This is a genomic window from Lunatibacter salilacus (assembly GCF_009797935.1).
In the GTDB taxonomy this organism is placed as follows: Bacteria; Bacteroidota; Bacteroidia; order Cytophagales; family Cyclobacteriaceae; genus Lunatibacter; species Lunatibacter salilacus.
The window spans coordinates 51,246-74,533 of record NZ_VOLC01000021.1; the positions used below are offsets into that span (position 1 = coordinate 51,246).

Consider the following 23,288-nt stretch of genomic DNA (forward strand, 5'->3'; position numbering starts at 1 on the left):
CTCACCATATTTACGAATTACTACGGTTAATACTACCATAGGCGTTTATAAACCAACAAAATACATTTTTTTATATTTAAAATATTTCCTTCTTGAAGGAAGTATTTTCACCGGTAAAATCAGAATTTAGCAACTTTGATTACCTATTTAAAATAGAAATTCAAGTCCGATACCAACCCCTTTTTTTCGTCTGGATTTGTGAAGAAAAATTGCCAGTAAAGCGCGTTTCTGTCAGGGAGATAGTACTCTAATCTAACGGGATGTAGGCCTTTTTCAAGAAATACTTCGCAGGTATAATCCACCTCACGATTATATTCCTCAATTTTCAGTTCTCCATGAAGATAAAAACGAAACAGCTGATAGGCATGTCCTGAGAAGGTATAATATCCACTTTCCGGAATCTCCAAATAACCGCTTAGCTCTGCACCCCAATTCAGGGCTTGCGCAGGAATCAGGTTTGGATCTAATGATGCTATTGTTCCCGTTGATTTCAGGGTCAGTTGATCGGATAGGTTACCTTTTGGATCAGTAAGTTTACCTATAAAGTACCTGTATTTTAAGCCTGACTGAAATGTTTCGTCTTTTGGAACAGCAGGCAGCAGATCGGTTTTTTCAAAGGTATATTCCGCCATGGGACTATCTCCCTGCTTATTAGATGCAATGGCTTTTACCGTACTGGATTCAGTGAGTTCGATAGGCCCCCCATATCGGGGAGATTTTCTGGATGGACTGCTCCCATCAAGGGTAAAATAAATGTCATCCGAAGCTTCAGCCGTCTGAAGTTCCAGCAAAAATTGATTGGTAAAGATTCTCCGTTCTGATGTCGGCTGCGGGGTTGTTGGGGGAAGTGAGGCAGTAGGCAGTTTTGGCCGACTGCCATCCAGCGTAAATTGATCGAATAAGTTACCGTCCTGATCAATGGCCTGAAATTGCAATTGATTGCCATTGATAGCAATATAGCCGTAGTGATGCAAGGTCCTCACTTTATTGGTGAACCATGTCCGGTTTGGTGCGGCCTTCTCTAGACCTCCACCTGACCCGCCCAAAATCAGATATCTTACCCCATTTTTTTCCACCACCTTTTCGTCCAAAATGGGCCAAGTGCGTTCGTACATGTGCAAGTGGCCGGAAAAAACAATATCCACGCCAAATTTTTCAAATAAAGGAACGAGCAACTTGGCTTCCCCATCCCCGTAAGTGGAAAGCTCGAAATTGGTGTCCCCGTAGTCATTTTCTTCGGAGGAAAAAGGTGGGTGATGTTGGACAACAAATTTCCATGTGGCCTGTGAGGTTGCCAGTGCTTTTTCGAGCCACCTGTATAGGGGAGTGCCCGGTTCTTGGAACTGATCTGTATCTATCATGAAAAATTCGGCATTTCCATACTTAAAACTATAGTAATGTTCCGGGTCCGGATTTTTCATGTATTGGTAGTAAAAAGCGGCATCATGCTCGTGATTTCCAAGGGTGGAGAAAATCGGAATTTGCTTCATAAACTGATAGGAAGGAGCAAAAAACTCTTCCACCCATTCCGATTTTCTATACCCTAATCCCACCAAATCACCACCGTGTATTGCAAAGTTTGGCCTCTCGTCCCGCGCCAGAGCAGTGATTTTTCCCCAAATCTCCGGGTTGTTTTGCGAATCGCTGAAAATGGTAAAGGCGAAGGGTGTTTCTTCAAAAACTGCTGTCTTGAATGGAAGAATTTCTGTCCGAAGGGTATCTCCTGCCTCCGTGACAGAAGATACACGGTAAAAATAATGCGTTTCCGGCTCAAGGGATTGCATGGTCAGCTCATGCATGTGCTTTAATACTCCGTCGGAAACCTGTTGGTCTAAAATTGCTTCCCCCGAGTCAAACCTTGCCTTTCCGAATTCGATGAGCGCAGTAGTGGGATGGGTTGTTTCCCATAGGAGGCTCATTTCTGTTTGGGTGCTAAGCTGAAGGTAGGGTTTGATTAGGAAGCCGGGCCGGTTGTCCCTTATCTGTTGGGATACGGCGGAATAGAATCCGGTAAACAAACCTAGGAAAATAAATAATGTTAGTTTCATTTGATGCTGTTTTAGATGTATTGAATATACACCTAAATCCTTCAAATGGGCTGTTCACTCTATTAAGAATAGATTAAATCTTATATGGAGTTCATTTTCTGCTTAGGGTTTTTAGTTATTTGAAACGAAGAACCTACTCTGACAACAAAAACACCGTCATACTTCTCGGACCGTGGGCACCGATAACCAGGGACTGCTCGATATCGGCTGTTTTTGATGGTCCTGCGATAAAGACTCCATACCCTGGATCATCTACTTTGATTTTTTCATAGACCGCATGCATATCACGCACCAGGTGGCGGCTCTCAATGACCACGGCTAGGTGCTGCGCAATAAAGGGCAATGCCCGGTGAGCCAAATTCTCCTCAGGCATCCAGATAGCAGCGTTTTCCGCCACCGCCCATGTGCCCTTCAAAACCGCTAATTCCACTGCTTCCAAATCATGGGGATCCAGTATGGTGGTAATATCCAGGCTACCCTTTAGCTCAGGTATCAGGGATACTATCTGTAGTTTTTTGTCAAAATGAACCTGTAGGTAGGAAGAGATTTCTTCTAAACGTTTGATAACAATTGTCTTCCCACCGTTTAACAAGCTGGCCTGCTGAAAATGTTCGATCAACTGATTTATTTCCTCCTTAGGGTATGAGAGGTGCTCCGGTAACCCTGTTGCATCGGGCTTGTTTTTTTTGACAGCTGCCAGTATTTGTTCCTTACTACTCATTACTTTCTGTTTTTCTTGTACCATTCCTTGAAACTTTCCTTGGGAACCTCCGGCAGGTCCCGCTTTTTTCCCCATGCGTTGAGCTTGGTGTATATAAGGCTGGCCGGTGTAATTTTCAGTGCGGTTCGAGCCGATTTTCCCATAAAATTATACCATGCCGGGCTGCCCAACACTTTCCCGGCCAACTTCATCGACCACTTTTTGGCGGGTTGTGCATCCCCCTCTTTCGTGATAACCTGTCTCCATTTGTAGAGCTGCTCGTGGATATTGATCTTTACAGGACATACATCCGAACAAGAACCGCAAAGCGTGGAGGCAAAAGGGAGGGTGCTATGTTTTTTCAAGTCTATCCCAGGTGATAAAATCGATCCGATCGGTCCGGGTACAGTAGATCCATAGCTAAATCCGCTGCTTCTTCGATAGATTGGACAGGTATTCATACAGGCCCCACAGCGAATGCACTTCAGGGAGTTGCGGAAATCTTCCCGGCCAAGCTGCTCCGTTCTGCCATTATCTACAAGGATTAGGTACATCTTTTTTCCTGCGGATGGCCTGTGAAAATGCGAGGTATAGTTAGTGATGCTTTGCCCTGTGGCGCTTCTAGCCAAAAGCCTTAAATACACGCCTAGGTCGGCAGCCCGAGGGATAAGTTTCTCAATACCCATACAGGCAATGTGAACATCCGCCAAATGGGTGCCCATATCGGCATTTCCCTCATTCGTACAAACCACAAATCCGCCAGTTTCCGCAATACCGAAATTCACCCCTGTTATGGCGGCATTGGCTTGGATAAATTTTTCCCGTAGGTGAATACGGGCTGCCTCGGTCAAGTACTGGGGATCATCCGCTCCAGCGTCAGTGCCCAGGTGCTTATGAAAGATATCCCCAATTTCCTTTTTCTTCAGGTGGATGGCTGGCATCACGATATGACTGGGCACTTGGTCGTTAAACTGAATGATCCTTTCTCCCAAGTCGGTGTCCACTACGTCGTATCCCTTCTCTTCCAGAAAGTGGTTAAGCCCACACTCTTCGGTAAGGATGGATTTACTTTTAACCAGGTTTTTCACCTTGTTTTCCTGAAAAATACGGTACACGTGTTCGTTGTGTTCCTGCGCATTTTTTGCCCAAAGAACCTCTATTCCGTTAGCTGTGGCATTTTTTTCAAACTGAACCAGCAATTCATCCAAGTGGGACAGTACATATTCTTTGATCTGTGAGGCATTTTCACGCAATACTTCCCATTCCGGAAGTTTTTGAGCAGCAGTATCCCTTTTGGTACGGACATGCCATAAGGTATCGTCGTGCCAATGGGTCCTTTCCTCGTCCTTCAAAAACTCGTCTGCCGCCGCTGCGTGGGTTTTGTATACCGCCATAATTCATTGATTTTTTTTGGGTTGTACGATTAGGAATGAATTGAATTTCCGTTGAGAATCTCCGCAATATGCATGATCTTTACGGGGCTTTTTTCTCTTTTTAGGAGTCCCTCCATATGCATAAGGCAGGACATGTCAGCCGCCGTAATCACCTCCACCCCCTTACTCAGGTGGTCAGCGAGCCTGTCCTTTCCCATCTGTACAGAGATGCCTTCTTCAAAAACTGCAAAGGTTCCTCCAAAGCCGCAACATTCATCCTTTCGGTCCAAGGTTACCAGTTCCAGACCAGAGACCTTTTCCAACAGGCTGACGGGTTTGTTAAAATCCACACCCACAATCTCCGAAGGCTTGGCCAGATGCAGTCCGCGCAGACCGTGGCAACTAGAGTGAAATCCCACTCGGTGGGGGAAGCTGACGTGCAATTCCTCTACTTTCAGCACATCAGTAAGAAACTCGCAAAGTTCATATATTTTCGGCCCTGTCCCGTCATGGGAAAGAAGGTGCTCTTTGACGTGCAAAGTACAGCTGCCGGAAGGAGCGACTATGTATTCGAAATCTCCAAAGTTTTTCATAAAGAGTTCCCCGGCATCCTTTCCATATTGTTCATATCCCGAATTGGCCATTGGCTGACCACAGCAGGTCTGATCCATGGGGTATGTTACATCTACTCCAAATTTCTCCAACAACTCCAACGAAGCGATGGCCGCAGAAGGGTAAAACTGGTCTACATAGCAGGGGATAAATAGTCCTACGTTCATTAGGGTTATATTACAGGTTTTAAACCAAGACAAGGAGGTAAAGTTTACCTTTGGTTCATAAAGATACTTATCAAAATAGTCAGGTTCAAAGATATCGTGTTATTTAGAAATACTGTCCTGTACTATGCTGTTGAAAAATTTGATATTCGTTGATATTGGATATTGATGGATATTATGAGGTAAATGAAATATGGTGGATATACGGTAGAAACATGGCCTACGGCCGAAATAGGGTGGAAATAGGACGTTATCGAAGAAAGAAATTGAAATATGGTAGATATACGGTAGAAACATGGCCTGTCGGCCGAAATATTGGGGAATTGATACTTGCAGAAAATGTATATTGATATTGGGACTGGATTGAAATATGGTTGAAAAATGGCCCAAGACCTAAATAGAGCGGTAATATTCGATGTCGAAAAATATAATTTTGTTATCGGCCCCGTTAGGGGTCAGATGTGGGTAGAATGGATCGATTTTTCTTCCCAGTTTTGGCGCCCAAGAAGGTTGAAATAGCATTACCTCTCCGCCAAAACCCGAGTCTATTAGTGTTAGCAACACACAGAACGTTGATTTACGGAGCTCTAGATAAACGAACGTTGCTTCAATTTTGAATTTCTACTGAAATTTCCTGTTGGGCAAATTCGTTTGGAATAATGCCAAAGCAGTAGATAACCCCTCTTCCTGTAAAATCAGAAATATCAATTTTTATTTTATACTCCAGGTCGGTATCGCCTATTCTATAAAACCCCTGATCCCTAAAAATGGGAAACCCCATAGATTCAAATCGAGTGGCTAACAGAAAAAAGTTACTGAAATCAACTTCCGGAAGCTCGACGTTGCAGGAAGCGAGTACTTCAAAATCTTCTGGGTTAGTGATCCTCATGCTGTTTTGTTGTGAAAAACTATCCTCAACGTTTTCATCCAAGCAGGTAAACGAATACATCCAATAGCTGTCTACCGGTATTTCAGTTACTGTGGGCTCTTCTTGACTTTCAACGCATGAAATCAAAAGCGTTAAGAAAATCAAATAACTTACTTTTGACTTAGGTTTTTTCAATTTATTGGTTTTTCAGGTCCTAAACTAATGATACGAAAAAATTTTAGATGTTTTAAAATTCAAATTTTCTCATTTAGAGCTTTCGATTTAATCTTTCTGCGACCGCAATCTTCAATTTAAAAGAGTAAACGTGCGGAACGGAACTTCAATCAACAGGCTTGAATAATAGGTATTTCCTTGGATCATGAAACAAAGCAAGTCCTTTAGTTGAGATTTGATACAAATACACTTTTTTCATTAACTCAATATATAAATATCCATCAGGGGTTTCACCTGCATAGGTGCTAGGCGCAAATAGAGAGAGGTCAATCTTGTTTGCTTCCAGCGGCGGCAGAAGAACGTATTCCCTCCAAACAATATTAGATGAAGTAAACCCCTCCAAAACGCCATCTTCCTTAAAAGTCAACGTAAAGCTCCTCTCCTGGCTATCTTCCGCCAACTTTATTGTATTCCGAGTCGCATCCACAAAACCTATCAGCTTCCATTTTGTGCTAATCAAGGGAAGAGAGGAATAGTCCTGGTTGTTGGAAATTTGGCTTAAAAAAACCTCTCCCTCCGGTAATTCTTCGCCCTGACATCCTTGTAGTAGAAGTAGAATAAAAAATACTCCCAAAATAAAGACCCAATTTAGACCGAAAACTATTAGCTTCATTTTTTATTTATTTAATTAAAATCCATTTTACCTCACTTCAATGGAAACCTCCATATCCACCGTTACCGGAACCCGATTAATTATTCCCGCATCTTTTACAAAAGAGCAGTATGTTCCGCGAGGAACTGATTCGTTTTCGGGATTTTCATCCCAAAATTCGCTTTCTTATTTTCATATTATGTGTGGAAAGGGATGATTTCTTTACATGACCCTCTTAAATTAATGGGGAGAATTATTTGTTTCCCCCGGTTTGAATAACAGGTACTTTTGCGTATCATAATGTAGAGCGAGTCCTTTTGTCGAGATTTGATACGTATATACACTGTTCATGGAAGCTATAAAAGGATCATCATCTGGAAATCTGGCCGCTTCTGTGATATCCCTGAAATCGGAAACGAGCAGTTGTTTATTTGTTAACGTATAGCTTCCGTGTGTCAGATTGGCCGCCGTGCGACCCGAGACCACACCACCCACATGAAAAGTAAGCGTATACCCGCCGGGTGCTTGGGGTAATCTTATGCGGCTCCCATTTACAAACCCGATAAGTTGCCATTCGGTCTCTATCAAATCAAGAGAGACGTAGTCCGTATTATCCGGAATTTGGGTCAACCGCTTTACGTCCGCACCCTCTCCGTCCGGAAGTGCACTTTCCTGACATCCAACTATCAATAGCAGTAACATTACTACCAAATAATGCCTTTGGAGAATATATCTGGAAAGTGGATTCATATTAAAGCGGGTTTATTTGACATGTTAGCATTTTGGCATTGTTGGGTTGGCCAAGTGCATAAACCATACGATCCAATCAGCAAGGCAGGAAACGATACACTCTCAACCTCAAGTATAGTAATGGTATATATTCCTGACGAAATATTATCCGATACTGCTACAAGGTAAATAAAGAAACTGATCAAAGACAATCAGTTGAAGGAATCTACAATAAATTCGGAAAGAAGATTAAAAAAATATTGATGACAAATTCAGCTAAATGCGATGTCAAATACAAGCCAAAAATCTAAAAAAATGAAAAAGCACATGCCTACTTCCAGAAACCCTTTTATTGTGATTTTATTGATGATGTCCTTCCTGATATTTTCTTGTAACAACGACGACGAGCCAGGGGGAGTGGAACTCTACCAAGGCACTTGGAGTGGAACTTATTCAGGCGATGTTGACAACGGCACTTGGTCGGTACAAATCAATGAAATGGGCGGTATTTCAGGTACTGCCACCTCCACTGTGATGTCCATGAATTACGGGCTTACGGGAACCGTAAATTCCGACGGAGACTTTCTTGCAACCTCTGGATCCGCCACCACCGGAACGACCTTTACCGGAGTGCTTACTGCTACGAACGGGCAGGGAACTTGGGAAAACAATCAGTCGGGATTATCCGGAATCTGGTCAGGAAACAAGCTGGGGGAATCCGGAAATGGAATAAGTTTTTGAATCTATTTAGTTTCTCCGACATCCAAACAGAATTTGTCGATTAAGGTGACAGTAAAGAGAAAAGGTACCTCTTGTTATATTGTCTGTTTCGCATAGCTTTAGGCCATAATTTGATCCGCTAAGGTCCGATTTCTATTGTATTTCTACAATGTTTTGGCCGTAGGCCATATCTCAACCTTATTTCGGCCCATAGGCCTAACTTGCCTGACGGCAGGTTTCCAGCAAATTCACGAAGATATTTTCTTCTTATATATAATAAAAATCAAAGGCCTTTGTAAATTCAAACTATATTGTTAGGAATAATCAAATCAATTTCGATTAATTAGATGAGAAAAAAGCGGTTTGTATACCAACCTTCCAATGGGCAATTTATAACCCGAATGAGCTTTGTGAACGAAAAAGGTTTGAATATGGCGTTTGTTGATTTTGAAAATGAGGATAAACTAAATTTTGTTAGTTTTAAAATTGATAGAGAATAAAAAGCACCGCCAGTTTTTTACGTGGCGGTGCTGGTTTTCGTCATAGAAGCAGCAATTTTGTACGCAATAAATAGTCGGAGTACTTTATATTACCCCCTTTTCGAGCAACCGCTTTAGTCGGGATTTCCGCTTATTTTCGACTTTGTCCATAGACCCTATTTCAATATAATTTCGGCCGTAGGCCATACCTGCCGGCAGGCTCGTTTCTACAAAATCTCCCCGATATTTCAATTTACTTCCAATATCAATTAATATCTAATATCCACTAATATCAATTCACCAATATTTCGGCCGATAGGCCATATTTCAATTCATCACCCAATATTCTTTTTACTCAACTGATCAATAATATACTCTGAAGTTCGGATAGACAATGCCATAATGGTCCAAGTCGGGTTCTTGTCGGCCTGGGAAACGAAGGATCCGGCATCCACGACAAACAGGTTTTTACACTCATGGGCCTGGGCATATTTGTTGAGCACGGAGGTTTTCGGGTCGTCTCCCATTCTGGAAGTACCCACCTCGTGAATGATCCTGCCGGGTGCAGCCAATCCGTACTGGGTTTCGGTTCCGGGCTTGTTGCCCAGAATTTTTGCCCCCATCGCCGTGAATATCTCCTCAAAGGTATCCTGCATATGCTTGGCCTGCTTCACTTCATGCTCTGTCCACTTATAGTGGAAGCGCAGCACGGGAATACCAAACTTATCCACCACATTGGGGTCAATTTCGCAATAGTTGTCATATTGGGGCACGCTTTCTCCCCGGCCCGCAATGCCGATGGTGGCACCGTACACGCTGCGGATATCTTTTTTCAGACCTGCACCATATCCTCCGTTGGTACCTGGATTTCCAAATTCATCTTTTATGTTCTGCCGCATACTATCCATACCAAAGCCGAAGCCATAATTTGGCATACGCATTCCCCCTCCAAATTCTAAGTGGTAACCTCGGGGGAAATCTAATTTTTTGTTATCCAGCCACCAAGGCGTATACACGTGCATGGAGCCAGTCCCATCCTCATTATATTTGTCTCTTCCCAGAAATTCCGGCACCAACGCTGATCGGCTGGCACCTGTGGAATCATGTAGATATCTTCCAAGCGTTCCACTACTATTGGACAGCCCATTGGGATGCTTTGGGGAGCTGGAATTCATCATGATTCTGGCTGTCTCACAGGCTGATGCACCAAGAACTACTACTCTTGACTTGAGCTTATATTCCTGCATGTCCACTTTACTCACAAAGGAAATTCCCGTGGCCTCTCCGTTTTCATTTGTGGTAACTTTTCGGACCATCGCATAAGTGTACAGGTCTACATGGCCTTTTTTGATGGCAGGCTTAACCAATACTGTACCGGCTGAGAAATCCGCATACACCTGACAGGCCCTGTTACACTGGGCGCAGAAGAAACAAACACCCCGCTCATTGTTGACGGGACGGGTCAAGATGGAAATCCGGGAGGGAATAACCGGGATATTGGCTTTTTTGCCACCCCTCATAAATGCAAGTTCGTGTAGTCTTGGCTTGGGAGGAGGAAGGAAAAATCCGTCCGGCTCGTTCCGTATTCCCTCTTTGGTACCAAAAACACCCACAATTTTATCCACCCTGTCATAGTAGGGTTTTACATCATCATAGCTGATAGGCCAGTTATCTCCTAAGCCGTCAATGCTTTTTCGTTTGAAATCATCCGGACCAAAGCGCAGCGATATTCTACCCCAGTGGTTTGTACGGCCGCCCAACATACGTGCCCGAAACCAATCGAACTGAGTGCCGTCCTTTCTGGTATAGGGTTCACCTTCAATTTCCCAACCTCCATAAGCCGCATCAAAATCCCCGAAATCCCGAACGGTACTCGCCCCTCGTCGAGGAGATTCCCAAGGGTATCGCATCTGGGTTCGGTATTCTTCTAGTGCCGGGTCGAAGTCGCTACCCGCTTCTACTACGGCAACACTCAGCCCAGCCTCCGAAAGGATTTTGCTGGCCATTCCCCCTCCCGCACCGGAGCCCACGATAATGGCGTCATATACTTCTGTCGATGATTTGATTTCAAAACTCATTGTGGATTACTTATTTGGTCTATTATTATTTTTCGTGGCCTAATATAGGTAACAACTTTTTATTGAAAATTGATTTGCGAGGATTTTATCAAATAAAATTTTAATTTCGGGATATCAACCACTAACCTTATACGGCAAAAAACCGGAATAGTACTACATGTCAATTTAGGGGGATTCCCTTCCTTTACCACAGGTCTTGGTAACGAATCGATCAAACCTGTATTTTGACCATTAATCAAAAAAATAACCTTATTACTATGAAAGAATCTACAAGGAGAAGCCAAGGCTGGTTTGGCAAGACAGGAAAAGACGGGCTGATATACAGGTCTTGGTTTCAGAAGCAGGGAATTCCAACCCATGAAATGGCCGGAAAGCCCATCATTGGAATTTGCAACACCTGGTCTGAACTGACACCTTGTAATTCTCACTTCCGTGAGTTGGCGGAATTTGTAAAAAAAGGAGTTTTGGAAGCTGGGGGCTATCCTGTGGAATTTCCTGTAATGTCCCTTGGCGAAACCGTAATGAAACCCACCGCCATGCTGTTCCGGAATTTGGCCAGCATGGATACGGAAGAATCCATCCGTGCTAATCCACTTGATGGAGTAGTGTTACTTTGTGGCTGTGACAAGACAACACCTTCCTTGGTGATGGGGGCCTGTAGCGTGGATATTCCTACCATAGTCGTTTCTGGCGGACCGATGCTGACTGGAAGATATCGAGGGCGTCAAATCAGTACCAGTGATATTTGGAGGTTCAGCGAGGATTCTAGAGCCGGAAAAATTAATCAGGAGGAATTGTTTGAAGCCGAAAGGGGCCTGTGCCGCAGTGACGGCCACTGTGGGGTGATGGGAACTGCCTCTACGATGGCCTGTATGGTGGAATCTCTCGGACTAACACTTCCAGGAAATGCCGCTATACCCGCACCCGATACCGGAAGGAAAATCCTAGCACACCTCTCCGGAATGGAGATAGTAAAGATGGTGGAGAATGACATTAAGCCCAGTGATATCCTCACCCGGGAGGCGTTTGAAAATTCCATTATGGTAAATGCCGCAATCGGCGGATCCACCAATTTTGTAATTCACCTTCTGGCAATAGCAGGAAGAATAGGAGTTGACTTGACATTGGATGATTTTGACAAATTCTCACAAAATATCCCGCTAATGGCTAATCTACAGCCATCCGGCATGTATTTTATGGAGGATTTTTACTACGCAGGTGGTCTGCCACCAATTATTCGGCAATTAAAAGACCACCTGAACAACGAGTCCATAACAGTTACCGGAAGAGGAATTGGGGATGTCAACTCCATTTTCTTTGACTACAACGAGGAAGTAATAGCGGGAATTGATAAGCCGTTTAATCCTACCTCTGGCATCGTTGTCCTGAAGGGAAACCTTTGTGAGACAGGTGCCATCATTAAGCCATCTGCAGCAAGTCCGGAACTGATGAAGCATACGGGAAAAGCAATAGTTTTTGAAGATATTGACGATTATAAAAATAAGATAGACGATCCTGACTTGGACATTGATGAGACTTCAGTAATGATCCTTAAAAATGTTGGTCCAAAGGGATATCCCGGTATGCCTGAAGTAGGTAACATGGGCTTGCCTCCTAAGGTATTGGCAAAAGGAATAACCGATATGGTCCGAATTTCAGATGGGCGTATGAGTGGAACAGGCTTTGGCACGGTGGTCCTTCACGCAACCCCCGAATCCGCTGAAGGGGGTAATTTTGCCGTAGTTCAGACTGGAGACATGATTGAATTGGATGTTCAGGCGCGAAAACTTAATGTTTTGGTATCGGATGAAGAACTGGATAGGCGCAAGGCAGCATGGAAGCGACCAGCGCCTCTAGTCGAAAGAGGATACGTAGGTCTGTATATAAAGCACGTTGAACAGGCTAATTTGGGAGCTGATTTGGATTTCCTTAAAGGTAGCTCCGGAAGTGAGGTCTCCAAAGATTCCCATTAAATTTACGAGTAAGACTTAAAAGCCTCCGTAATCCGGTTTTGGATATTCCCGGGGGTTTTTATTTTTCCTAACCATCAAATTAACCTATTACATGAATAATAACAAGCAGGACGTGGCTATAGTCACCGGAGCCGGAGTAGGAATTGGTCTGGCCATCGTCCGAGAATTGGCAAAATCCGGAGCAAAAGTCATCCTGAACGACGTGGAACTTTCTTTAATTGCGGACGCTGTTTCAGAAATCAACGCTGAATTTCCCGGATCTTGCGTAGGATTGCCTGGAGATGCCTCTGATCCTGCCTTTATACAAGAAATGGTTGATGCGGCTGTGAATCATTTTGGTGGACTTACCATCGCGATTCCAAATGCAGGGATCACCATCTATGGAGAATTTCTTTCCTTTACCCCGGAGGATTTCAGACGGGTCACCCAGTTAAATTTGGGAGGCAGTTTTTTTCTGGCCCAAGCTGCTTCCAAGCAAATGATCAAACAAGGAAAAGGAGGATCAATTCTTTTCATGTCCTCCGTTACCGGACATCAGGCCCATAAAAACCTAGCCGCCTATGGCATGACCAAGGCTGGTTTGGAATTGCTGGCCAAAACGCTCGTAGTAGAACTTTCCCAGTACGGAATTACTGTAAATGCCGTGGCTCCAGGGGCCACAGTGACAGAAAGGACTTCCACGCAAGAGGATTTTGTTGGAATATGGTCCGATATCACGCCTCTGGGCAAACCTGCCTATCCAGAGGATATTGCCCAAGCAGTGGCATTTCTGGTTTCTGGAAAAGCCCGACATATTACAGGACAGAGCCTAGTGATTGATGGGGGCTGGACGTCGACAAGTCCTTCTCCCTACAAAAAAGAGGCGAATTAAAATCCTAAAATTCTCTTATCGTGACGTGTAATTCGAACAGAAAAACTCCTGCTTTTTTGGTTGAATTAGTAGTTCCTGAACAAAAAAAGTGAAAGTCTTTGTTAAATATGCATAATAACAGCACAGAACAGGACAGTTAAAAACGTTTTATCGGTTATATTCGCCTGATTTCAAACCTAAATTTTAAACAATTAAATTCATATATGTCAGTTTTAGATAGAAACTTTAAGTACGTAAATTACCTTTGGGATAAGGAAAAGGAAAAAGAGCTGGGAGACGATCAAGTAGCATTGTTGCTGTATCGTTCCAATATTTTGGGCTCAGATTTGAGAATCACCAATTACGGTGGAGGCAATACCAGTTGCAAGACAATGGAAATTGATCCCCTGACAAAAAAGGAAACGGAGATCATGTGGATTAAGGGATCCGGTGGAGATATCGGAACCCTTAAGCGAAGTGGATTAGCCGGATTATACCAAGAGAAACTTCATGCTTTGAAAAATGTCTACAGGGGATTGGAATTTGAAGATGAAATGGTGGGTCTATTCAACCACTGTATCTATGATTTGGATTCCAAGGCACCTTCTATCGATACTCCTTTGCATGCTTTTTTGCCCTACAAGCACATTGATCACTTGCATCCAGATGCGGCTATCGCCATTGCGGCGGCTAAGGACGGGGAAAAAATCACCCACGATCTTTTCGACGGACAAATCGCTTGGGTTCCGTGGCAGAGGCCCGGCTTTGACATTGCCTTGAAATTGGAAAAGGCTGTAAATGACAATCCCGGTATACGTGGTATCATGCTCGGTGGTCACGGATTGTTTACTTGGGGAGAAACAGCCCATGAATGTTATGTGAACAGCTTGGAAGTAATCGAAAAAGCTTCGCAATATTTAGAAGACAATTACGGAAAAGACCGTCCTGTTTTTGGTGGTCAGCGCATTCAGTCTCTGGCAAGTGATCTACGGAAAGACCAGGCTGCTAAAATCGCTCCTTTGTTAAGGGGCTTGGCATCCAGCTATGACCGCATGGTGGGTACCTTTACAGATGATGAAAGAGTGCTGGAATTTATCAACAGTAATGATATTGACAAGTTAGCTCCATTGGGTACTAGCTGCCCGGATCACTTTTTGCGAACAAAAATTCGGCCTTTGGTTTTGGATATTCCTGCAGACCAAGACTTGAGTGACATCAGCACACTTAAAACTCATTTGGAAGAAGCTTTTTCGAAATATAGAGATTATTACGCTGAATACTATGACAACCACAAGCGTTCCAACAGCCCCGGCATGCGGGATTCCAATCCAGTTGTCATCTTGTGGCCTGGTGTGGGAATGTTCTCTTATGCCAAAAACAAGCAAACCTCCCGGGTAGCGAGCGAATTCTACATCAATGCCATCAACGTGATGAAAGGTGCTGAAGCTATTTCGGAATATGTTTCACTACCTCTACAAGAAGCTTTTGACATTGAATATTGGTTGCTTGAGGAAGCAAAACTTCAGCGTATGCCGAAAGAGCAACCGCTTTCCCGTAAAATTGCTTTTGTCACCGGTGGTGCCGGAGGAATTGGCAAAGCAATTGCCGACAGACTGGCCGCGGAAGGTGCCTGTGTATTTATCACAGATATCAACAATGATAATTTAGATGCCGCCTTAGCCACCTACAATAAAGACACCGGATCAGGCACCCTTATGGATGTGACCAACATGGGAGATATTGAGCGGGCACTTAAAGAAGCTACCTTGAAATTTGGCGGAGTTGATATCATTGTCAACTGCGCTGGCTTAGCCATCTCCAAGCCGATTGAGCAGACTTCTGAAAAAGACTGGGATATCTTGCAGGATGTGTTGGTAAAAGGTCAGTTTGCTGTTTCAAAAGCGGCAGTGGCTATCTTAAGAGCCCAAAACAAAGGCGGAGATATTATCAATATTGCGAGTAAAAATGCCTTGGTATCCGGGCCAAACAATGTGGGTTATGGTACGGCGAAAGCCGCCCAAGTTCATATGAGCCGATTATTGGCTGCTGAGTTGGGACCTGATAAAATCCGTGTAAACGTAGTGAATCCGGATGCCGTAATCGAAGGAAGTAAAATCTGGGAAGGCTCCTGGGCGGCCGGAAGGGCAAAAGCTTATGGAATTTCTATCGAAGAGCTTCCTGCCTTTTACGCCAAACGTACCATCATGAATGAAATCATAGGTACTGCTGATATCGCTGCTGGAGTTTTTGCCTTCGTGGGTGGAGACTTGAGCAAGAGTACGGGTAATATTTTGAACGTTGACGGTGGTGTAGCTGCTGCTTTTGTCAGATAAATCAGAACTATGCGAATTGATTCCAATTTAATCCAATCGCATAATGACAAAACTCTTCCGGATCACCGGGAGAGTTTTGGTCATTTAAGCCGTTCATTGGAAAGGAAAACTTTAGACAGCGGTTCAATAATCCGTAAAATCCAAGACTTTCAGATTGCCATTCCAAGCTGGGCACTAGGCACTGGCGGGACACGCTTTGGGCGATTCCCAGGAGGGGGAGAACCCCGTTCACTGGAAGAGAAAATGGATGATGTCGGGCTCTTACATGCCTTGAACCGGGCTTCTGGGGCGATTTCCCTCCATATTCCATGGGATATCCCGTCCGATGTGTCGGCCATTCAAGCCCATGCAGCTTCGCATGGCCTTTTGTTTGATGCTGTCAATTCCAATACCTTCCAAGACCAGCCAGACCAAAAGCATTCCTACAAATTTGGCTCGCTTTGCCATTCCTCTGCGGATGTGCGGAAGCAGGCCATCGACCATAATTTGGAGGTAATCCGTTATGGGGAGGCATTGGGCTCAAAGTCACTGACGGTCTGGTTGGCTGATGGGTCATCTTTCCCCGGTCAGATGAATTTTAGAAAAGCCTTGCAAAGGACCCTGGATTCCCTGAAAGAAATCTATGCCGGCATGCCGGAAGACTGGAAACTCTTTGTGGAATACAAGCCCTATGAACCGTATTTCTATTCCACCGTCATTCAAGACTGGGGTACCTCACACCTACTGGCCAGCCAATTGGGTGATAGGGCGTTTACCTTGGTCGATCTTGGTCATCACCTGCCCAATACCAACATTGAGCAGATCGTCGCTACCCTAATGATGCAGGGTAAGTTGGGAGGATTCCACTTCAACGACTCGAAGTTCGGTGATGACGATCTCACGGTCGGTGCAATGAAACCTTACCAACTGTTTTTGATCTTCAACGAGTTGGTAGAAGGCATGGAGGATTCCGGAAGCAAAAATCCGGCTCCTGCTTGGATGATTGATGCCAGCCATAATTTGAAGGATCCACTGGAGGACTTGCTGCAATCGGTTGAAGCTATTCAGCTCGCTTACGCACAGGCACTGCTAATAGACAGAGAGGCGTTGGAAGAAGCCAGGGAGGCTAATGATCCCACGTTGGCTCAGGAAATCCTTCAAGAGGCTTTCCGCACGGATGTGCGTCCGTTAGTTGCCGAAGCCCGTCTTCAGGCCGGAGGAGCGATCAATCCGATCGGGGTATTCCGAGACAAACAAGTAAGAAAAGAACTCATTAAAGAAAGAGGGGCAAAAGCCCTCTCTACAGGATTATAATGTAAAAGCCCCGCAGTGCCATGGCTTTGCGGGGCTTTTATTTACCCATACTACCTATACCAAATGGCCCAACCCGTAATCGCTATCTTTGATATTGGAAAGACCAATAAGAAATTTTTCCTTTTTGATGAGGATTTAAATGAAATAAGTGAAGAGTATGTCAAATTCCCCACCATCGTAGATGAAGATGGGGAAGAATGCGATGACTTAGAAAAAATTACCGCCTGGGCCAAAGAGAAGGTGGAAGAACTCTGCCAAAATCCAGCCTTTGAGGTAAAAGCCCTTAACTTCTCGACCTATGGTGCTTCTTTCGTTTCTATTGATGCATCAGGTAAACCCGTCACCCCGATTTACAATTACCTGAAGGAATTTCCCAAAAATTTGCATGATGAGTTTTATGGTAAATATCCCGAGGAAGAAATTAACCGAATCACAGCTTCCCCAACCTTGGGAATGTTGAATTCCGGGCTTCAGTTGCTTTGGATCAAACGTATGCGCCCCGAGACTTTTAAAAAGATTCGCTACTCCCTTCACCTTCCCCAGTATATATCTTACTTATTTACGGGTGAAGCTGTTGCCGAACCTACTTCCATCGGGTGTCATACAAAACTCTGGGACTTTCCAAAGAAAGATTACCATGACTGGGTGTATGAAGAGAAGATTGCGGAAAAGTTGCCGGCTACTGTTCCCACTACTCAATTTTTCATCAAGGAAATTTGTGGTCAGCAGGTCCAAGTTGGCGTAGGCATACACGACAGCTCCTCGGCTTTGGCTTCCTATTTACTGAAAATAAAAGAACCCTTTGTATTAATATCCACGGGGACTTGGAGCATTACATTGAATCCTTTTCCAGTTGGTGAGCTGACTTTTGAGGAACTTCAAAATGACTGTTTGAACTTTCTTTCCATTCAGGGAGAGACAGTAAAGGCTAGTCGGTTTTTTCTGGGCTATGAACTCGACCATCAGTTGGAGAAATTGAACCGGATTTTTGATAAACAGGCTAAGTATTACAAAGAAATTGAAGCGGACGAGGCTTACTTGGAAAGCTTGTTCACAGGGACCAAACAGGCTGACTTTTATCCGGAGACCATACAGCGTACTCCATTAGTTAGCAAAATTTTCCCCGAAAATAACTGGAAACCCGACACCTATCCGGATTTTGATTCGGCTTACCACCAATTAATGTGGGGTTTGGCCAAAATGCAGGTGGCCTCGCTAAGACTCGCTTTAGGTCAGTCCGAAATAAAAAAGGTATATATTGACGGCGGGTTTGTCCACAACCAGGTATTTATCCGGATGCTTAGGAAACTGCTCCCAGGATTTGACCTTCAGTTTTCCGATTTCCCCTTGGGTTCCGCCTATGGGGCTGCCCTGATGCTCAAAGCCGCTCAGAAAGAAGTATAATTTAATAAACCCAATACAATTACTGACATGAAAATTACCCTCGCACTAATGGCCTTTGTTTGGAGCACGTCTGCGGCATTCGCCCAATTAGAACCCATTACCCTTCCGCTCTATGGAGAAGGAACTATTCCCTATGCCAAGGCATCATCGGAGACGGAGCAAATTCAAAGTACCCATATAGTTGTAGTCAGTAAAGTGCAGGAACCTCTCATTCAGGTGTTTTTGCCTTCAAAGGCAAACGCGACTGGGCAGGCCGTAGTTATCTGTCCCGGCGGAGGATACGGTGTGCTGGCTTATGATTGGGAAGGATTGGATATGGCCAAGTGGTTAAATAGTCATGGTATTGCTGGAATAGTGCTGAAATATCGCCTTCCATCTGCGGAATCACAGACAGAACCCCATATGGTACCTTTGACCGATGCAAAACGGGCTCTTAGACTTGCCCGGTCGCATGCGGAGGAATGGAATATATCCCCCGACAAGATCGGCATTATGGGATTTTCGGCCGGAGGGCATCTAGCCTCCACCTTGGCTACACATTTTGATACAGGAAATGATCAGAGTACGGATTCAATTGAGAAACTATCTTCCAGACCAGACTTTGCCATTTTAGCCTATCCGGTGGTTTCTTTCGACATGTCATTTACCCATAGCGGCTCCCGCAACAATTTAATTGGGCAAAACCCAGACCCGAAATGGGTGGAGTATTTTTCAAATGAGAAACAGGTAACGGAAGAAACCCCTCCTACCTTTCTATTTCATGCCCAGGACGATGAAGCTGTTCCGGTACGGCATAGTTTGGACTTCTTTCAGGCGTTGACAGCCCATAAAGTCCCGGCAGAATTGCATGTCTACCCCACCGGAGGTCACGGCTTTTCTTTGTCTATTAACAAGGAAGGAACTCAAAAAGGCTGGGCGGATAGTTGTATTAGGTGGCTTGGGGAGCTAAACAAAAAATAGCTTGCCTAAAAGTTTATAGAATTCTTGTTAAAACACGATTCTAAAAATCCCCTACCTGCCGATAGTCTAATATCTATCAATATCAGGTCTATCCCATATTTCGGACGAAAGGCCATACCCTGAACCGCTACGCTCCTCAGGATCTACGCTTCGCTCGGATTTCCACCATATTTCCATTTAAATCCAACCTACCGATAGTCAAATATCAAATAGTATCTAGTATCCATCAATTACATCCAATATTTCGGCCGATAGGCCATATCTCCACTATATTTCTATTATATTTCAACTATCAATATCAATGAATATCCAGTATCTACCAATATCAATTTTTCAACCTCGACTATCTAGTTTAATTCACCTCTTTTTATTAATTTATGGATTCTAACTAAATGGTTACCGATATGACAGGACTGCCCGATCGAATAGTATCATTGACGGATTTTTCGGAGACGTCAAATAATGCCGCAAAGCGTGCTGCAGAGTTGGCTTTGATAATGAAGCGTCCAATGACGCTTTTGCATATTTCAGAATCTACCGCAATTCCCTCCCTGGCAGATGCCTCCCTAAGAAATCAGCTTATGGAGGAAGAGCTTGAGATAAAAGGAGAAAAACTTCAGCAGGTGGCGGACGAGCTTACGGAAATATACTCCAATTTGGCATTAAACATCCGGATTATTGCTGATCCGGTCTTTGATACAGGAATAGAACGGTTTCTAACCGAAATGCCGGCAAGCCTTTTGGTTTTGGGGAAAAAACACCGTACTACCCTGGAAAAGATATTTATAGGCAGCAATATTAAACGACTGCTGCGAAACGGCCATTTTACCGTGCCCCTGCTGCTAGTCCCTCCACAGTTAGACCGGTTTGAATTGAAGCACCTGATCCTTGCTGTAAATCTTCGGGAAAAAATGGCGGAAATAGGGTTTTCTTTTTTGGAAAAATTAATAGCCAATTATGGCGTAACACTGGGAGTGGTTTACAGTCAGGGAAAAGACGGGCTTTCGGAAAAAGAGGTGGACGCAAAACTAAAAGAAATCCTACCCAAAGCAATGAGTGAAAAAATACAAAGCATCACTCTGGTGGGCGATAAGGAAGATATACCGACTACTCCGTATGTCGATGAACTTCCTACGGACATCGTAGTGGCCTTTCCAGGGAAAAAGGGATTGTTTGAATCGCTTGTTAAAGGGTCGTTTAGTGAGTATTTGGCGGATAATTACGAAAAACCAATATTGTTAATACCCCAACCTTAGCCCCTTTCTTTCACTTAACCAACTGCCTTTTTGCATGCTATTTTAAAACATATACTCCATAAGCTTAAATCTGTCTTTATGGATTTGCTGCCGATTGTTATAGTGGTAGCTTTTTTTCAACTAGCCGTAATTAGGCAACCGCTTCCCGATGTGGGGAGTGTTGTATTTGGAGGGTTACTAGTTGCAGCCGGTTTATTGTTGTTTATAGAGGGACTGGAAATGAGTTTGTTTCCAATAGGGGAAGCCATGGCCAATGCTCTGGCACAAAAAGGAAGTTTGTTTTGGCTATTTACCTTTGCCTTTTTACTTGGATTTTCTACAACGATTGCCGAGCCCGCATTGATTGCGATTACCAATGAAGCGGGAAGAATTTCGGCAGAAGATGACCTGCTACCTAATGAGCCTGAGGTTTTGAGAAATTATGCGTTGGGATTACGGTTGACCGTTGCTTTTTCCGTGGGATTGGCTATTGTGCTGGGGGTTGTACGTATATTGAAAGGTTGGCCGTTACATTACATCGTGATAGGGGGATATGTGTTGGTTATTGGGATGACATTAATTTCTCCTGATGAGATTGTAGGATTGGCGTATGATACGGGTGGAGTAACTACCTCTACCATTACCGTCCCCTTGGTCACGGCATTAGGGGTTGGGCTGGCACAGGCAATCAAGGGCAGAAACCCTTTGTTGGATGGATTTGGGATGATTGCCTTAGCCTCCATGGCTCCGATTATTTTTGTTATGATCTACGGTTTTTTCTGGTTTTAGGGGTACTTAGATGGATAATTTTTCTAATGAAATAATAGCTGTTTTAATGTCCACCGTAGTGGATGTGTTACCTATTCTGATCCTCATTCTTGGATTTCAATTATTTGTATTAAAAAAACCTATTCCACAACTCCGCAAAGTGGTGATAGGTAGCGTGTATGTGGTTCTTGGTTTGGCAATGTTTCTTCTTGGGCTCGAAAAAGCGCTCTTTCCTATAGGAAATATGATGGCGGAGCAGCTTTCCAATCCGGAGTTTTTGGGCATACCCGAAGGACAAGAAGTTGATTGGAAAGACTATTACTGGATATATCTGTTTGCGGCGATGATTGGATTTTCGACGACTATTGCGGAGCCATCGTTAATCGCCGTTGCCATCAAGGCAGATGAGGTCTCCTCGGGAACGATTAGTCGATGGGGATTGCGTCTTACTGTTGCCTGTGGAGTTTCGCTGGCATTGGCAGTAGGCACATACCGGATTATTACGGGAACGCCGATATACCTTTACATTATGACTGGATACTTGGTGGTGATTGTACAAACCCTGTTTGCACCAAAACACATGATTCCTCTGGCCTATGATTCTGGAGGGGTTACTACATCTACGGTCACCGTTCCATTGGTCGCCGCATTAGGATTGGGTCTTTCGGCAACTATTCCCGGTAGAAATCCTGCGGTGGACGGTTTTGGTTTGATTGCCTTTGCCAGTGTATTCCCCATCATCACCGTACTAGGTTATGCCCAACTAACAGTGATTAAAAAAAAGATTGTTACCTTAAAGCAGAAAAGAGATGCGATTTAAATTAATCATGGCTTTGGTCAGGCCTGAAAAGACCGACGAAGTTGTCCTCGCTATGCGTGAAGCAGGTGCCACAGGTGATACGATCATCCGCGCAAGAGGGTCAGGACTACATATTGCCAAGACCTTTTTGGGACTAAACATCGAAGGGCAAAGTGAGATTATCCTTGTTTTGGCAGAGGAAAATATGGTGAGTGGTCTTTTGGAAACGGTAAAGAAAGTCGTTCCCTTTGAGGACCCTGGCAATGGTATCGCTTTTGTAATTCCGGTAGACCAAGTGATTGGGTTGGAATCCCAAATCAAAAAACTGAAAGACCAGGCTAAAGATTCGTATTTCTAAACAATACCCAACTAAATTTATGGAAAATCAACAAAAAAACCGGTTGACTGCCAAGGAGGCCATGAGCCGGGATTTGATATTTATTAACGGTATAGCATCGACCGGGGAAGCAGTGGATCTGATGAAGGAGCACCAAGTAGATGTGCTCATAGTCAACAAAAGGAATGAATTTGATGCCTATGGCATTGTGGTTGCCCAGGATTTGATCCGAGGAGTCTTGGCGGCCTCCAGGTCGGCCGATGATGTAAGTGTCTATGAGATAATGACAAAGCCACTGGTAAGTGTCCCTTCATCCATGGATGTGAAATATGTCGCAAGGCTATTGCTCAATCTGGGTTTGAAGCAGGTGCCGGTGGAGGAAAATGGTACGTTGATAGGTATAATATCTCTTCGATCCTTGGTTTTTGACAATGGGTTGTTTTAATCAGGCTGATTTAAAACAGAAGAGGAATAAACTGATTGTACTTTTTAGAGCCAACCTCTTCGAGGAATGGGCTGGTGAACTCAATTGGATGTAACGCAGGAACAGTCTAAAGCTTGAGCGTCACTATGCACAAGGTAAGAAGCTGTTCATCGGAAATCAGGGAAGTGCGGTGGGTAAGTTTAGCTTTGTCAATCCATTCAATGGATCATGTAGGATATTGAGCTGATTATTCAAGAACCTTATTAAAATAAATTTTGATTCATTTGTGTTCAATATTAATATATCGTAATATTG

Annotated in this window: 21 protein-coding genes; 13 read left to right on the forward strand and 8 right to left on the reverse strand. The window is 44.0% G+C overall.

From position 1 onward, the window contains the following. Nucleotides 1-143: 143 nt before the first annotated feature. From FQ608_RS22580 to FQ608_RS22595, 4 genes are all read right to left on the reverse strand, one after another. Nucleotides 144-2,048 (reverse strand): metallophosphoesterase, encoded by a 1,905-nt coding sequence (locus tag FQ608_RS22580; protein ID WP_158860768.1) that lies wholly within the window; start codon nt 2,046-2,048, stop codon nt 144-146. A gap of 133 nt (nt 2,049-2,181) precedes the next feature. Further along, nucleotides 2,182-2,769 carry a LutC/YkgG family protein gene (locus tag FQ608_RS22585; RefSeq protein WP_158860769.1) on the reverse strand — a complete coding sequence of 196 codons (588 nt, stop codon included), beginning with the start codon at nt 2,767-2,769 and terminating at the stop codon, nt 2,182-2,184. Next, a complete protein-coding gene (locus FQ608_RS22590; protein ID WP_158860770.1) occupies nt 2,769-4,142 on the reverse strand; it encodes a lactate utilization protein B in 1,374 nt (457 codons plus the stop codon). Before FQ608_RS22590 ends, FQ608_RS22585 begins: the two co-directional genes overlap by 1 nt. A gap of 29 nt (nt 4,143-4,171) precedes the next feature. Further along, on the reverse strand, nt 4,172-4,900 hold the full coding sequence (locus tag FQ608_RS22595) for a (Fe-S)-binding protein (RefSeq protein WP_158860771.1): 729 nt from the start codon (nt 4,898-4,900) through the stop codon (nt 4,172-4,174). 149 nt (nt 4,901-5,049) lie between these two features. Between FQ608_RS22595 and FQ608_RS22600 the strand changes: the two genes are divergently transcribed. Beyond that, nucleotides 5,050-5,247 (forward strand): hypothetical protein, encoded by a 198-nt coding sequence (locus FQ608_RS22600; protein ID WP_158860772.1) that lies wholly within the window; start codon nt 5,050-5,052, stop codon nt 5,245-5,247. 257 nt (nt 5,248-5,504) lie between these two features. Here the strand turns inward: FQ608_RS22600 and FQ608_RS22605 are convergent, their stop codons facing one another. The 3 genes from FQ608_RS22605 to FQ608_RS22615 form a co-directional block, all read right to left on the reverse strand. After that, nucleotides 5,505-5,960 (reverse strand): hypothetical protein, encoded by a 456-nt coding sequence (locus tag FQ608_RS22605; protein ID WP_158860773.1) that lies wholly within the window; start codon nt 5,958-5,960, stop codon nt 5,505-5,507. A gap of 145 nt (nt 5,961-6,105) precedes the next feature. Next, on the reverse strand, nt 6,106-6,612 hold the full coding sequence (locus FQ608_RS22610; protein WP_158860774.1) for a hypothetical protein: 507 nt from the start codon (nt 6,610-6,612) through the stop codon (nt 6,106-6,108). A 219-nt stretch (nt 6,613-6,831) separates the two neighbouring features. Beyond that, nucleotides 6,832-7,341: an META domain-containing protein gene (locus FQ608_RS22615; RefSeq protein ID WP_158860775.1), complete on the reverse strand. Its 510-nt coding sequence runs from the start codon at nt 7,339-7,341 to the stop codon at nt 6,832-6,834. 294 nt (nt 7,342-7,635) lie between these two features. Here FQ608_RS22615 and FQ608_RS22620 point away from each other — a divergent pair, with 294 nt between their 5' ends. Further along, nucleotides 7,636-8,061, forward strand: coding sequence for a hypothetical protein (locus tag FQ608_RS22620; RefSeq protein WP_158860776.1), 426 nt, complete (start codon nt 7,636-7,638; stop codon nt 8,059-8,061). A gap of 793 nt (nt 8,062-8,854) precedes the next feature. Here the strand turns inward: FQ608_RS22620 and FQ608_RS22625 are convergent. Continuing rightward, a complete protein-coding gene (locus FQ608_RS22625) occupies nt 8,855-10,597 on the reverse strand; it encodes a GMC family oxidoreductase (RefSeq protein ID WP_158860777.1) in 1,743 nt (580 codons plus the stop codon). A 257-nt stretch (nt 10,598-10,854) separates the two neighbouring features. Here FQ608_RS22625 and FQ608_RS22630 point away from each other — a divergent pair, with 257 nt between their 5' ends. The 11 genes from FQ608_RS22630 to FQ608_RS22680 all read left to right on the forward strand — a co-directional run bounded on the left by FQ608_RS22630 (nt 10,855) and on the right by FQ608_RS22680 (nt 22,994). Further along, the gene (locus tag FQ608_RS22630) at nt 10,855-12,570 is read left to right on the forward strand and encodes an IlvD/Edd family dehydratase (RefSeq protein WP_158860778.1); all 1,716 of its coding nucleotides are present in this window, start codon (nt 10,855-10,857) and stop codon (nt 12,568-12,570) included. A 91-nt stretch (nt 12,571-12,661) separates the two neighbouring features. Then, nucleotides 12,662-13,441 carry an SDR family NAD(P)-dependent oxidoreductase gene (locus tag FQ608_RS22635; protein WP_158860779.1) on the forward strand — a complete coding sequence of 260 codons (780 nt, stop codon included), beginning with the start codon at nt 12,662-12,664 and terminating at the stop codon, nt 13,439-13,441. A gap of 203 nt (nt 13,442-13,644) precedes the next feature. Then, nucleotides 13,645-15,753 (forward strand): bifunctional aldolase/short-chain dehydrogenase, encoded by a 2,109-nt coding sequence (locus tag FQ608_RS22640; RefSeq protein WP_158860780.1) that lies wholly within the window; start codon nt 13,645-13,647, stop codon nt 15,751-15,753. A gap of 9 nt (nt 15,754-15,762) precedes the next feature. Further along, nucleotides 15,763-17,046: a TIM barrel protein gene (locus tag FQ608_RS22645; protein WP_158860781.1), complete on the forward strand. Its 1,284-nt coding sequence runs from the start codon at nt 15,763-15,765 to the stop codon at nt 17,044-17,046. A gap of 63 nt (nt 17,047-17,109) precedes the next feature. Further along, the gene (locus tag FQ608_RS22650) at nt 17,110-18,450 is read left to right on the forward strand and encodes an FGGY-family carbohydrate kinase (protein ID WP_158860782.1); all 1,341 of its coding nucleotides are present in this window, start codon (nt 17,110-17,112) and stop codon (nt 18,448-18,450) included. 27 nt (nt 18,451-18,477) lie between these two features. Further along, nucleotides 18,478-19,410 (forward strand): alpha/beta hydrolase, encoded by a 933-nt coding sequence (locus FQ608_RS22655; RefSeq protein ID WP_158860783.1) that lies wholly within the window; start codon nt 18,478-18,480, stop codon nt 19,408-19,410. Between the two features lie 404 nt (nt 19,411-19,814). Next, nucleotides 19,815-20,666: a universal stress protein gene (locus FQ608_RS22660; RefSeq protein WP_158860784.1), complete on the forward strand. Its 852-nt coding sequence runs from the start codon at nt 19,815-19,817 to the stop codon at nt 20,664-20,666. A gap of 78 nt (nt 20,667-20,744) precedes the next feature. Then, nucleotides 20,745-21,434: a DUF1538 domain-containing protein gene (locus FQ608_RS22665; protein ID WP_158860785.1), complete on the forward strand. Its 690-nt coding sequence runs from the start codon at nt 20,745-20,747 to the stop codon at nt 21,432-21,434. Between the two features lie 10 nt (nt 21,435-21,444). Next, entirely contained in the window at nt 21,445-22,233 is a 789-nt protein-coding gene (locus FQ608_RS22670) for a DUF1538 domain-containing protein (RefSeq protein ID WP_158860786.1), read from the forward strand. Then, complete coding sequence (locus tag FQ608_RS22675) at nt 22,223-22,570, forward strand: P-II family nitrogen regulator (protein WP_234364343.1); 348 nt, start codon at nt 22,223-22,225, stop codon at nt 22,568-22,570. The genes FQ608_RS22670 and FQ608_RS22675 overlap by 11 nt, the downstream gene beginning before the upstream one ends. 19 nt (nt 22,571-22,589) lie before the next feature. Then, on the forward strand, nt 22,590-22,994 hold the full coding sequence (locus FQ608_RS22680; RefSeq protein ID WP_158860787.1) for a CBS domain-containing protein: 405 nt from the start codon (nt 22,590-22,592) through the stop codon (nt 22,992-22,994). Nucleotides 22,995-23,288: the final 294 nt, after the last annotated feature.

What these genes read in the sequence shown, in the direction of transcription:
- FQ608_RS22580 (WP_158860768.1), bottom strand. Translation starts at nt 2,048, where the DNA reads ATGAAACTAACATTATTTATTTTCCTAGGTTTGTTTACCGGATTCTAT.
- FQ608_RS22585 (WP_158860769.1), bottom strand. Translation starts at nt 2,769, where the DNA reads ATGAGTAGTAAGGAACAAATACTGGCAGCTGTCAAAAAAAACAAGCCC.
- FQ608_RS22590 (WP_158860770.1), bottom strand. Translation starts at nt 4,142, where the DNA reads ATGGCGGTATACAAAACCCACGCAGCGGCGGCAGACGAGTTTTTGAAG.
- FQ608_RS22595 (WP_158860771.1), bottom strand. Translation starts at nt 4,900, where the DNA reads ATGAACGTAGGACTATTTATCCCCTGCTATGTAGACCAGTTTTACCCT.
- FQ608_RS22610 (WP_158860774.1), bottom strand. Translation starts at nt 6,612, where the DNA reads ATGAAGCTAATAGTTTTCGGTCTAAATTGGGTCTTTATTTTGGGAGTA.
- FQ608_RS22615 (WP_158860775.1), bottom strand. Translation starts at nt 7,341, where the DNA reads ATGAATCCACTTTCCAGATATATTCTCCAAAGGCATTATTTGGTAGTA.
- FQ608_RS22620 (WP_158860776.1), top strand. Translation starts at nt 7,636, where the DNA reads ATGAAAAAGCACATGCCTACTTCCAGAAACCCTTTTATTGTGATTTTA.
- FQ608_RS22625 (WP_158860777.1), bottom strand. Translation starts at nt 10,597, where the DNA reads ATGAGTTTTGAAATCAAATCATCGACAGAAGTATATGACGCCATTATC.
- FQ608_RS22630 (WP_158860778.1), top strand. Translation starts at nt 10,855, where the DNA reads ATGAAAGAATCTACAAGGAGAAGCCAAGGCTGGTTTGGCAAGACAGGA.
- FQ608_RS22635 (WP_158860779.1), top strand. Translation starts at nt 12,662, where the DNA reads ATGAATAATAACAAGCAGGACGTGGCTATAGTCACCGGAGCCGGAGTA.
- FQ608_RS22640 (WP_158860780.1), top strand. Translation starts at nt 13,645, where the DNA reads ATGTCAGTTTTAGATAGAAACTTTAAGTACGTAAATTACCTTTGGGAT.
- FQ608_RS22645 (WP_158860781.1), top strand. Translation starts at nt 15,763, where the DNA reads ATGCGAATTGATTCCAATTTAATCCAATCGCATAATGACAAAACTCTT.
- FQ608_RS22650 (WP_158860782.1), top strand. Translation starts at nt 17,110, where the DNA reads ATGGCCCAACCCGTAATCGCTATCTTTGATATTGGAAAGACCAATAAG.
- FQ608_RS22655 (WP_158860783.1), top strand. Translation starts at nt 18,478, where the DNA reads ATGAAAATTACCCTCGCACTAATGGCCTTTGTTTGGAGCACGTCTGCG.
- FQ608_RS22660 (WP_158860784.1), top strand. Translation starts at nt 19,815, where the DNA reads ATGACAGGACTGCCCGATCGAATAGTATCATTGACGGATTTTTCGGAG.
- FQ608_RS22665 (WP_158860785.1), top strand. Translation starts at nt 20,745, where the DNA reads ATGGATTTGCTGCCGATTGTTATAGTGGTAGCTTTTTTTCAACTAGCC.
- FQ608_RS22670 (WP_158860786.1), top strand. Translation starts at nt 21,445, where the DNA reads ATGGATAATTTTTCTAATGAAATAATAGCTGTTTTAATGTCCACCGTA.
- FQ608_RS22675 (WP_234364343.1), top strand. Translation starts at nt 22,223, where the DNA reads ATGCGATTTAAATTAATCATGGCTTTGGTCAGGCCTGAAAAGACCGAC.
- FQ608_RS22680 (WP_158860787.1), top strand. Translation starts at nt 22,590, where the DNA reads ATGGAAAATCAACAAAAAAACCGGTTGACTGCCAAGGAGGCCATGAGC.